Consider the following 11,452-nt stretch of genomic DNA (forward strand, 5'->3'; position numbering starts at 1 on the left):
TCAACGCCGTTAGAGTCCGTTTGAGAACTTTCATCAGTGAGCGATCCTTCGCAGTAGAAGACCGCCCATAGCGACGTGGATCATGGCCTCGGAGACGTCTGTGCGTTCCTCGTAGTCACGCACGAGCCGGCGCCAGCGAACCATCCAGCCGAAGGATCGCTCCACGACCCAGCGTCGCGGCAACACCTTGAAGCCCGGCTCATTGTCGATCCGACGGACCACCTGGACGATGAAGTCGCGATAGGCCGCCTTGTCCATCAATTGCTTGCGGTCGTAGGCGCCGTCAGCGAACAGATGCTTCAGGAACGGCCAGCGCTTGCGGACCGCGTCGAGGATCATCTGGGCGCCGGCGCTATCGGAGATGTCGGCAGTGGTCAGATTGACCATCAACAGGCGTCCGTCGGTATCGGCGGCGATGTGGCGCTTGCGGCCATTCACCTTCTTTCCTGCGTCATAGCCGCGAGCCGGACCCTGCGGCGCCTTGATCGACTGGCTGTCGAGGATACCCCCGGTGGGGCTCGCCTCCCGACCCGCCCGCTCCCGGTCGATCATCAGCGCGGTATTGTGGATCGTGCGGAACAGAAACAGTCGGATGAAGCGGCGAAACCACCAGTAGACCGTCTGCCACGGCGGAAAATCCTTCGGCAGCATGCGCCAGCCGCAACCGGTCCGAGCCAGATAGCGAATGGCGTTCAGCACCTCGCGTAGATCGACCGATCGCCGGCGTCCCGTGCTTGCCGTCGGCGGCAGGAACGGCGCAACAACCGCCCACTCCCGATCCGTCAGATCAGTCGGATAACGCTTCGATCGCTTCTCGATATCGGCCATTCGGCCACGGCTCGCTGAGGTCCACATCAAAAGCGTGAATCGCAATCGGGCCTCCATGCCAACCCTTCTCAAACGGTCTCTCAGGCTTCGACGGAGCTGGTCGCCGGGTGAAGCGCGATCGGAGCGATAATCGCTACAGCTTCGACGGCATCCTGGCGGATCCGGCGGAANGCAATCGGGCCTCCATGCCAACCCTTCTCAAACGGTCTCTCAGGCTTCGACGGAGCTGGTCGCCGGGTGAAGCGCGATCGGAGCGATAATCGCTACAGCTTCGACGGCATCCTGGCGGATCCGGCGGAACAAGAAATTCCCTATTGCACGGATCGCGCGCCGGTCCTGCCGCGCCGCGACGCGAACCAGACGGTGATCAGGGCGATCAGAACGATCATCATGCCCATGCCCTCGCGCGCGGTTTCGGTTTCCCACCAGACTTCCTGGCGCCAGAAGCCGGGCGTCGTCGGCCAAAACCAGACGACTCCGACGACGGACAGGGCCAAGGTCGCGGCGTATAAACCGCGCCAGAGGGGTCGGGCTAACACGGCCGGCCGGAAGGCAGCCAGTCCGCACCACAGAGCGGCAACGCCATAGATCAGCCCCCAGAACAACGCGTCGGGATCATTGTATTGAACCAGCGTGAACAGGACGAGAAGGATGCAGAAGATCGCGGAAAGGATCCGCATTTCGACGCTCCTATTCTAGGGTTGAGACACCGTCATCCTGAGACTAGGCTATAGCCAGGCCGACAGGTCAAGCGGCGACGCCGCGTCGTGGGAGGAATGTATGGAGGTCAATGCGTCAACCAGCCTGGCCGAGGCTGGGCACGGTGATGTCGTGTGGCAGCGTTTCGCCGTCCCGTATCAATACCCGGTCGCGTTCCTCCGTGGCCTGTTTCGCACCGAAAATCCGCTTTTTGCCGAAACCGTGGCCCGCGAGGACACCGCGAAACGGCATCGCTGTCTGTTCATCATCGACGAGGGGGTGGCGGGCACGGTACCCGGCCTGGAGAACGCGGTCGCGGCCTATTTCGAAGTTTATCGCGAACGATTGCAGTTGATCGCCCCGCCGATGCTCATTCCGGGCGGCGAGATCGTCAAACGCGAACTGGCTTATGTAGAGCGCATGCAGGACGCGATCCATGCCCATGCGATCGACCGGCACTCCTATGTGATCGCGATCGGCGGCGGCGCGGTGCTCGACGCGGTCGGTCTGGTGGCGGCGACGGCGCATCGCGGAATTCGCCATATCCGCGTCCCCACGACAGTCCTGTCGCAAAACGATTCCGGCGTCGGGGTGAAAAACGCGGTCAATTTCAAGGGAATCAAGAATTACGTCGGCACCTTCGCCCCGCCCTGGGCGGTGCTGAACGATTTCGATTTCCTGATGTCCCTGCCCCGCCGCGAGCGCATTTCTGGGATTTCGGAGGCGGTCAAGGTCGCGTTGATCCGCGACCGGGACTTCTACAACTGGCTCGAGGAACACGTCGACCAGCTCGCGACCTTCCAGCCCGAGGCGGAGGAATACATGGTGCGCCGCTCGGCCGAGTTGCACATGCACCAGATCGCCCATGGCGGTGACCCGTTCGAGACGGGATCGGCCCGGCCGCTCGATTTCGGCCACTGGTCGGCGCACAAGCTGGAGGCGATGACCAGCCATCATGTCCGCCACGGCGAGGCCGTCGCCATCGGCATCGCGCTCGATGCCCGCTACTCTGTGCTGGCGGGATTGCTAGCCGAAGGCGAGGACGAGCGGATCGTCGTGCTGCTGGAAAATCTTGGCTTCCGGATCTGGCATCCGGCGCTGGACGCGGCGGATGCCAGGGGCAGCTCGTCGATCCTTTCGGGGCTGCGGGAGTTTCAGGAACATCTGGGCGGGGAACTGTCGATTACCCTGCTCAGGGAGCTCGGGGTCGGCGTTGAGGTCAACCGGATGGACCACGACCTTGTGCGCCAGGCACTGAACTGGCTGAAAGCCCGCGAAAGAATCTGAATGAAACTCAACGACCGGCTCGGGCACCTCACCTATTGCCTCAACATTCACCCGACCCAGAGCTGGAACGACGTCAAAGACGCGCTCAGCGGGCCCGTCGCGGCGGTGAAATCGGCGGTCAACCCCGATGCGCCCTTTGCCGTGGGCCTGCGGTTTTCCGGCGACGCCCTGGCGGAGCTGTCAGACCCGGTCCGGCGCGCCGAACTTAAAGCACTGCTCGACGAGAACGACTTCCGCGCCATTACCGTCAATGGATTCCCCTATGGCCCCTTTCACGGGACGCGGGTCAAGGAAGACGTCTACCAGCCCGATTGGCGGAGCGAGGAGCGTGTGCGCTACACCAACGAGCTGGCCGATCTGATGGCCGAGATCGCCCCGCCGGGAGAGATGGTCAGCCTGAGCACGGTGCCGGGCACCTTCAAGCCGCTGGCCGAAGGGGCCGAGGCCGCGATGGCCGAGAACTATCTGCGCTGCGTCGCCCATCTGGTCGCGCTCGAGGCCCGAACCGGCGTGACGATCGCGCTGGCGATCGAGCCGGAACCGTTCTGCTTTCTGGAAACCATCGCCGAGACCGTCGGCTTCTTCGAGGCACATCTGTTCAGCCGCGCCGCCGCCGAACGTATCGCTCGTCTCACCGGGCTGACGCCGCTCGAGGCCGCCACCGCTCTGCCCCGTCATCTGGGACTTTGCTACGATGTCTGCCACGCGGCCGTGGAATACGAAGACCCCGCCGGCAGCATCGCCGCCTTGCGGCAGGCCGAAATCCCCGTTCACAAGCTGCAGCTGAGCGCCGCGTTGCGAATACCGCGGGTGGGCGCCGCCGAGCGTGAGGCGCTGGCTGCCTTCGACGAGCCGACCTATCTTCATCAGGTGATCCGCCGCACCGACAACGGGCTGAAAGCCCATGTCGATCTGGCCGAAGCGCTGGCGCTGGGCGCGGCGAGCGACGGCGAGGAATGGCGCGTGCATTTCCATGTGCCGATCTTCCTCGACGATCTGGGCGCGTTTTCCTCGACCCGCGACTTCCTCGAGCAGATCCTGGCGCTGCACCGGGACGAGCCGATTTCGCCGCATCTGGAGATCGAGACCTACACCTGGGATGTCCTGCCCGACGGCCTGCGCGGCGCCACGGTCGACAAGGACATCGCACGGGAAATCGCCTGGGTTCTGGGCCAGTTGCGGCAATGAGCTTCGGCACATTCCTGAAGCTCGGCCGCGTGTCCAACCTGCCGACCGTCTGGACCAACGCGATCGCCGGTTCCGTGCTTGCCGGTCAGGTCTCGTCCGAGTCCGTGCTGGTGGTCGGTCTGGCGCTGACGCTGTTCTACATCGGCGGCATGTGGCTGAACGACGCCTTCGACGCCGAGGTCGACGCGCGCGAACGCGCCAACCGCCCCATCCCGATGGGCGAAATCGCCGTCGGCACCGTCTTTGCCGTCGGTTTCGCGCTGCTGCTTGCCGGCATGGCGCTGGCCTTCACGCTCGGCGCCGCCGCCGGAGCGGCGGGGATCGCGCTTGCCCTGGCGATTGTCCTTTACGACTGGCTGCACAAGCGCACCGTACTGAGCCCCGTGATCATGGGGGTCACCCGGTTTCTCAGCTATGTCCTGGCGGCTCTGGCGATCGGTCAGGTCACCGGTTCGGTGCTGCTCGGCGCCCTCGCCCTCCTCGCCTATATCGTCGGTCTGACCTATGCCGCCAAACAGGAAGCCTATGACCGTCTGGACCGGGCCTGGCCTCTGGCGGTTTTGGCCCTGCCGGTTCTCTACGGGCTGACGCAGGCCGCGGCCGATCCGCTGGCGCTAGCCGTCTGGGCCGGGTTGGTGGCGGTGGTGGCGGTGGCGCTGCGGCGCCTGTTCCGGCGCGGCAAGGGCGATGTGCCGAAAGCGGTCGTGACCCTGATCGCGGGCATATCACTTTATGACGCGACGTTGATCGCCGGGGCCGGTCAGCCCGTGCTGGCGATCCTCGCCGTCGCCGGATTTGCCCTGACGCTGCTGTTGCAACGGGCCGTTTCGGGCACCTGATACATCCTATGCATGAGGCGCGATCACGAGAAGATGTGATCCAGAACCAACGCCTTGAAGGCGGTGGCCGCGACGGCGCCTTCGGGCATCAGATCGGCTTCGGAGGATATGACCAGCGGGCCGGCCGAGGGGTTGTCGGTGATGCGCCCGTGGGTGCCCTTCACCAATTGCGTGTCCTTCAGGGAAATGAGGTCCATCAACTGCCGCTGGCCGAGTTTGCGCTTGGCCAGCCTCCAGCCCGCGGCGAGTTTCGGAAACCGGATGACCGGATCGACGAAAAGCTCGACCGGGTCGTATCCGGGTTTGCGGTGAATATCGACGGTTCGCGCGAAATCGGGCGCCTTGGCATCGTCGAGCCAGTAATAATAGCTGAACCACCGATCCGCCTGCGCCACCGCGACAAGCTCGCCCGAGCGCGGGTGATCGAGCCCGTTGGCGCGTTTCCCCTCCTCGTCCCACACGGCTTCGATCCCGTCGAGCGCCCGGACAAGCGCGGCGACTTCGGCGACACGCTCTGGGTTCTTCACGTAGATATGGGCGATCTGGTGATCGGCCATGGCGAAAGCCTCCGAGGCGCCGGCATCGAGAATTTCACGGCCGAATTCCTCGGGCCGGACCGTAATGAGGCCAGCGCGCCGTAGCGCCCGATTGATATGCACGGCGTCGCTCGCTGGGGTGATCCCGTATTCCGACACCACCACGATCCGCTGGCCCGTCTTGTCGGCCGCCTCGATCAGCGTGCCGCACAAGGCGTCGACCTCGCGCAGATCCTGTTGCAGACGCGGATGCGCGAGGTCGGGTCCGAGACGCTGAAGGTTGTAGTCCAGATGCGGCAGGTAGGTCATCGTCAGGGTCGGGGCGCGCGTCTCCATGACATGTAGCGTCGACCGCGCGATCCACTCAGACGACGTGATATCCGCCACCGGCCCCCAGAATTTGAACAGCGGAAACTGCCCGAGCCTGGCGTCGAGCTCGTTGTGTAGTTCGGGCGGATGCGCGTAGTGATCGGGGATCTTGCGCCCGTCGGCCGGATACATCGGGCGCGGCGTGGCCGAGAAATCCGCGCTGGCATACATATTGTACCACCAGAACATCTTGGCGCAGGTGAAATCGGGATTCCTGGCCTTCGCCGCGTCCCAGATCTTCTCACCAGTGACGAGCTGATTGGGCTGACGCCACAACAGCACCTCGGCGAGATCGCGGAAATACCAGCCGTTGGCGACGGCGCCGTGGCCGGAGGGGGGCAGACCCGTTACCAGCGTCGACTGGACGCTGCAGGTCACCGCGGGCGTCACCGTATTGAGCGGCCGCATCACCCCGCGCCGGACCAGCGCGCTCAGGTTCGGCGTGTGTGTGCCCAGAAGGTCCGGTGACAGACCGACCACGAGGATGACAAGGGTTTTCTGCATCTTGCGATTTTCAACCCTGTTTTGGACGCCTGCCGAAGGAAACCGGACCACGCCAGCCGAGCCGTCCGGTGTCAAGCGTCATACCAACCTTCAGCCGATAAGAGACCTGTTCTCGGTCACGGGCCTGCGGCGGCCGTCGAGGCCGAGAAAGGCGTCGGGGCCTTCGCACGGTTCGATGCGGCGCATCGACCGACCCTGCCCGGCGAACAATCGCAGGCATCGGCTTTGAGATGCTGGCGTTCGGACCCGCGTACTGGCTATGGTTGCGTCAGGGAGAAATGGGGGAGAACCTGGTGGAGCAACCGGACGCGCTGCTTGAGAAATGGGTGACGGCTCAGTCGGGAGACGCGGCGCCATGGATCAGGAAACAGCTTGAGATTCTGTCGAAAGGCGCGAAGGAAAGCGACCTGCACATCTTTCTTGGCTTCGCGCCACGGCGGCTGGGCAAGGCGGACCTTTGCCTGTCGCAGGCGGACGAATCCGACGCCGATAGCGCGCGGCCCGGCTGGCAACCCGAAGGCTGGAGCATCGACGGAGCCGCCAGGGTGCTCGGGCTGCTGCGCTTTCGCGGCACCCGTCCGTTCGCCGAGACGTTCAAGGATTTGCGCCGGACCGCCGACGCGGCCGAGTTGATCGCGCTCTACCGCGGCTTGCCGCTCTATCCCGAGCCGGAGAGCATGGAATTCGAGGTCGGAGAAGGGCTGCGATCCAACCTCAAGCCGGTGTTCGAGGCGATTGCGCACGGCAATCCCTATCCGCGTGATATCTTCGATGAGCACCGCTGGAACCACATGATCCTGAAGGCGCTCTTCATCGGCAGTCAGCTGGCGCCGATCGTCGGGCTCGGCGAGCGCGCCAATCCCGAGTTGGCCCGCATTCTGGTCGACTATGCGCGGGAACGCTGGGCCGCCCGGCGGCCGCTGCCGCCGGAAATCTGGATCCCGGTGAAGCCCTTCCGCCGCGATCCGGCGATTGCCGGCCAGCTCGATCGGGCGATCGCCGAGGGGCATCTGACCGAGGAGGCTTTGACATGATGCTGATCGACCCTCACGCGCATATGATCTCGCGCACCACCGACGATTATCAGGCCATGGCGGAGGCCGGGGTCGTCGCCCTGATCGAGCCGGCCTTCTGGCTCGGCCAGCCACGCACTTTCGTCGGAACCTATGTCGACTATTTGTCCGCCATCGTCGGCTGGGAGCGCTTCCGCGCCGGGCAGTTCGGCATCCGCCATTACTGCACGGTGGGGCTGAACTCGAAGGAGGCCAATAACGAGGAGCTGGCCGAGGGGGTGATGGAATGGCTGCCCCGTTTTGCCCTGAAGGAGGGCGTCGTGGCCATCGGCGAGATCGGCTACGACGAACAGACGCCGCTCGAGGACAAGTATTTTCGCCTGCAGCTGGAGCTGGCCAAGGAACTGAACCTGCCGGTCATGGTTCACACGCCGCATCGTGACAAGAAACGCGGCACGTCGCGCTCGATGGATGTCTGCGAGGAGCATGGCATCGACCCGAGCATGGTGATCATCGATCACAACAACGAGGAGACCGTGGCCGAAACCCTGCAAAGGGGCTTCTGGGCGGGGTTCTCGATCTACCCGTCGACTAAGATGGGAAATGCGCGGATGGTGGAGCTTCTCCGGCAATATGGCGGCGAGCGGATCATCGTCGACAGCGCCTGCGACTGGGGAATCTCCGACTGCCTGGGAGTCGCCAAGACCGCCAGGCTCGCGCTCGACAGCGGCATACCGGAGGCAACGGTTCGCCTCGTCTGCTATCAGAACGCACTCGACGCCTATGGCCAGTCCGGCCAGATGAGGGAGGAGGATTGGCTCGATCCACCGGCCATCGACCAGCGGACCCTGTTCGAGGGAAACACCATCCTCAGAGGTGGCCGCGAGCCGCACATCGAGTCGCCGACGGAGCGCGGCGCGAGCCGGCTGATGATCGAATGATCGGAAAATGCCGCGCCTGCTCCTGATCGTCCTCCTGCTCATCGGCGTCAGCGCCATTCCCTTTTTGATCTGGGGAGAGGGTATCGAGGCCACATTGTCGCAAAAGGGCGCGGCGGGGTTCATGCGCGAGTTCGGCGATTGGGCCTGGCTGGCCGGCCTCGGTCTGATCGCATCGGATATCGCGCTGCCGGTGCCGGCGACGGCGGTCATGGCGGCGCTCGGCATCGTTTACGGCCCGCTGTTCGGCGGAGCGGTCTCGGCGGGCGGGTCGATGCTGGCGGGGCTCGTCGGATACGGAATCTGCCGGTTGATCGGCCCGCGCACCGCCGAGCGTCTGGCCGGAGCGGCGGGCTTTGCGGAGGCGCGGGTTCTGTTCGATCGCTGGGGCGGCTGGCTCGTCGCCGGATCGCGCTGGCTGCCGGTGCTGCCGGAAACGATCTCGTTCCTGGCCGGGCTGACCGCAATGCCCTTCCGGCGCTATCTCGCCGCGCTCGCCTGTGGGGCCATTCCGCTGGGTTTCGTCTTCGCCGCGGCCGGCCATTTCGGCGCGGACAACGTGCCGCTCACCCTGGCGATCAGCGCGGTTGCGCCGCTGGCCCCGTGGCTGGCGCTGCGGCCTTTTCTGACGCGCCGATCGCGACCGTCCTGACACGCCCTCCGAAAACCGGGACCCGGAGAGCGCTTCGGGAACCGCCGATTACGGCGAGAAGCCCGGGCTTTTGACATAGGCCACGATCGCTCTGATCTCGTCGATGCTATAGCTGTCGCGCCACGCAGGCATCTTCTTGAAGCCCTTGTAGACCCGCTTGAACACGAATTCGGGCTTGTACTTGCCAGCCTTCAGCTTCGGTGCCTTGCCGGGATAGGCCTTGAAGCCATGGCAATGGGTGCACTGGGCGAACCAGATGTCCTTGCCGGTTTTGATATTGGCGGGATCGGCCAGAAAGTCCTCGGTAAAGACCTGATCGTCGATCACTTCCTCGACCGTGCGGGTCTCTTCGGGGGCCGGCTCGGGCTGCGCCGCCGCGGCATCGGCATCGGTCGTTGTCGCCAGATAGGCCGCGACGTCCAGGCGATCTTTTTCGTCTTTCAGCTTGAACGACATTTTCGACTTGGCCTTCGGGTCATCGAGATAGACCTGAAGAAAGCCGTTGGGATCGGTCACGAAGTTGGTCACGAGTTCCTCGGTCCAGACCAGGCCCTTTTCGCCCGCGGCCGCCAGACCCTTGCCATATCTGTAGCCGTCGGCGGAGCCAGCCGGGCGACCGATCACGCCGGTGAGCACCGGCCCCACACCGTTTTTGGCGTCAGCACCGATCTGGTGGCATGCCTTGCACTTCTTGAACACGGCCTCACCGGCCGTCGCGTCCTGTGACAATCCCGGTGTGGCGGAGCCAATCACGACCACAAGCGCCGAAATCAGTGGTGCAAACCTAAACATGGCAATCCTTGTCTTGTTGCTCGAAGTCGTCTCGTTCCGGCATAAACGGCGCCACGGGCGATGAGCCCGCGGCGCCGCGTGTTCGGGCGGATGGCTCAGTTGGCCGGCTTGATCTTGTAGATCGTATCAAGCGACCCGTTCGGACCCGTCGTGATCGAGGTCAGGGCATAGACCTCGCCATCGGCATCCTGCGCGAAGGCCAGGATGTAGGGCGTCTTGCCCTCCATGTTGACGATGTTCGCCACTTCCATCGACCAGTTGTCGCCGTCTTGCGTGCCGATGAAGATCTGGCCGTCCATGGCGGCGAAGCTCTTCGACCAGTCGCCGAAGATGTACTTGCCGTTCCAGTCGGCATTGGCGCCGCGGTAGACGTAGCCACCGGTGTTGGAGATACCCTTGCAGCCGTCGGGTTTGGCGGTGCAGTTCGGATATTCCAGGATCGGATCGATCAGGTCAGCCGAGTCGCAGCTGTCGGGATGGTTGTCGGGCTGGGTGTAGTCGAAGCACCTGGTCGCTTCTTTCTTGCGCCAGCCATAGTTTCCACCAGCCTCGATGATGTCGATCTCCTCATAGCTGTTCTGCTGCACGTCGCCGCAGAACAGCCGCCCATCCTCGGTGTCGAAGGAACACCGCCACGGATTGCGCAGGCCATAGGCATAGATTTCCGGACGCGCCTCGTCGTTGTCGACGAACGGGTTGTCGGCCGGAATGCCGTAGTTGTTGCCGTCGGCAGGGTTGTCCACATCGACCCGCAGCATCTTGCCAAGCAGCACGGACAGATCCTGGCCATTGCCGTCGGTGACATTGTGGCCGATGCCCCAGTCGTTGGCATAGCCGCCATCGCCGGTCGAGATATACAGCATGCCATCGGGACCGAAGCCGATCCAGTGACCGTTATGGTTGAACTGCGGCCAGTCGATCTCGGTGATGATCCGGCCCGAATGCATATTCGCCACATTCGGATCGTCCGCCGAGACCGTGTATTCCTCGACAAAGTTCGTGTGATCCCACCAGAACAACTTCCCGAGATCGCCCTGGAAATTCGTCTTCGACGAATAGGCAACGTAGAACTTGCCGTTGTTGGCGAAATCCGGATGGAACGTCAGGCCCAAAAGGCCACGCTCGTCAAAGTCATGCCACTGGTCGACAATCTTGTTCCGGATGTCCAGGAACGGTGTCGGCAGAAGGTTGCCGTCGGCATCGATGATCCGGACCTTGCCGAACTGCTCGATGACGAACTTGCGGTCGTCGCCGGCGGGCTGAACCATGGCTAGAGGTGCGTTGACGCCGGTAACATACTCTTCAAACTCGATGTTTACCTGGGCGTTGGCCGCGGTGATGCCTCCCATCATAAAGCTGGCGACCAAGGCCAGCCCGCGCAACACCTTATTGGTGTGCAACATTTTTCTTCCTCCCATTTTTTGACGCAAGCAATTCTTTGCCGCGCCAGGGCATCCTACCCGAGCCGGACCCACTTCAAAATTGTTTTTTGACGCAACGTATCGCTGGACTTTTCGCGGTTTGCCTCGGACCACTCCGTGGGGGTTGACCACATGGCAAGGAAGGCGGCGGGCAGCGCAATCCGCGAAGCATCGGCCACCAGGCCCGTCAAGGCCACGGTTTCGGGCAGATTCGCCCATCACGAAAATCGACGATTGATGAGGAAGCTGACGTCGCCAGGTGTCGGAATGCGGGTGAGAGAGGTGGCTCGGTTTGTCTGAACAGGCTCGACGGCTTGATAAGTGGATCGTCTGCCGGGTTTTATGCCGCTGCGAGAAGCGGTTGATTGAAGTAGGCGTGGTCCGGA

11 protein-coding genes are annotated in these 11,452 nt (G+C 63.6%); 6 read left to right on the forward strand and 5 right to left on the reverse strand.

Annotated elements, in window-relative coordinates:
- Positions 1-33 precede the first annotated feature (33 nt).
- Positions 34-855, reverse strand: a complete 822-nt coding sequence (locus tag VSX60_RS06615; protein ID WP_327623371.1) for an IS5 family transposase — start codon at positions 853-855, stop codon at positions 34-36.
- A gap of 284 nt (positions 856-1,139) precedes the next feature.
- Positions 1,140-1,508 (reverse strand): transmembrane 220 family protein, encoded by a 369-nt coding sequence (locus tag VSX60_RS06620; RefSeq protein ID WP_327623356.1) that lies wholly within the window; start codon positions 1,506-1,508, stop codon positions 1,140-1,142.
- A gap of 100 nt (positions 1,509-1,608) precedes the next feature.
- Between VSX60_RS06620 and VSX60_RS06625 the strand changes: the two genes are divergently transcribed.
- Genes VSX60_RS06625 through VSX60_RS06635 form a run of 3 tightly spaced genes read left to right on the forward strand, consistent with a single transcriptional unit; the run spans position 1,609 to position 4,841 of the window.
- Positions 1,609-2,814, forward strand: a complete 1,206-nt coding sequence (locus VSX60_RS06625) for a 3-dehydroquinate synthase (protein ID WP_327623357.1) — start codon at positions 1,609-1,611, stop codon at positions 2,812-2,814.
- Positions 2,815-4,002 carry a metabolite traffic protein EboE gene (eboE, locus tag VSX60_RS06630; RefSeq protein ID WP_327623358.1) on the forward strand — a complete coding sequence of 396 codons (1,188 nt, stop codon included), beginning with the start codon at positions 2,815-2,817 and terminating at the stop codon, positions 4,000-4,002. It abuts the gene before it with no gap.
- A complete protein-coding gene (locus VSX60_RS06635) occupies positions 3,999-4,841 on the forward strand; it encodes a UbiA family prenyltransferase (RefSeq protein ID WP_327623359.1) in 843 nt (280 codons plus the stop codon). Before eboE ends, VSX60_RS06635 begins: the two co-directional genes overlap by 4 nt.
- A gap of 23 nt (positions 4,842-4,864) precedes the next feature.
- On the opposite strand, the gene VSX60_RS06640 is transcribed toward VSX60_RS06635, so the two are convergent.
- Complete coding sequence (locus VSX60_RS06640; RefSeq protein ID WP_327623360.1) at positions 4,865-6,250, reverse strand: alkaline phosphatase family protein; 1,386 nt, start codon at positions 6,248-6,250, stop codon at positions 4,865-4,867.
- Between the two features lie 293 nt (positions 6,251-6,543).
- On the opposite strand from VSX60_RS06640, the gene VSX60_RS06645 reads away from it, so the two are divergent.
- Genes VSX60_RS06645 through VSX60_RS06655 form a run of 3 tightly spaced genes read left to right on the forward strand, consistent with a single transcriptional unit; the run spans position 6,544 to position 8,853 of the window.
- On the forward strand, positions 6,544-7,284 hold the full coding sequence (locus VSX60_RS06645; protein WP_327623361.1) for an EboA domain-containing protein: 741 nt from the start codon (positions 6,544-6,546) through the stop codon (positions 7,282-7,284).
- A complete protein-coding gene (locus VSX60_RS06650; RefSeq protein WP_327623362.1) occupies positions 7,281-8,204 on the forward strand; it encodes a TatD family hydrolase in 924 nt (307 codons plus the stop codon). The genes VSX60_RS06645 and VSX60_RS06650 overlap by 4 nt, the downstream gene beginning before the upstream one ends.
- Positions 8,205-8,211: 7 nt before the next feature.
- Entirely contained in the window at positions 8,212-8,853 is a 642-nt protein-coding gene (locus VSX60_RS06655; protein WP_327623363.1) for a TVP38/TMEM64 family protein, read from the forward strand.
- Positions 8,854-8,901: 48 nt separating this feature from the next.
- On the opposite strand, the gene VSX60_RS06660 is transcribed toward VSX60_RS06655, so the two are convergent.
- A complete protein-coding gene (locus tag VSX60_RS06660) occupies positions 8,902-9,645 on the reverse strand; it encodes a c-type cytochrome (protein ID WP_327623364.1) in 744 nt (247 codons plus the stop codon).
- Between the two features lie 95 nt (positions 9,646-9,740).
- A partial coding sequence (locus VSX60_RS06665) for a PQQ-dependent sugar dehydrogenase (RefSeq protein ID WP_327623365.1) occupies positions 9,741-11,452 on the reverse strand: 1,712 nt, incomplete at its 5' end.

Source organism: Aurantimonas sp. A3-2-R12 (genome assembly GCF_036016755.1).
Lineage (GTDB): Bacteria > Pseudomonadota > Alphaproteobacteria > Rhizobiales > Rhizobiaceae > Aurantimonas > Aurantimonas coralicida_A.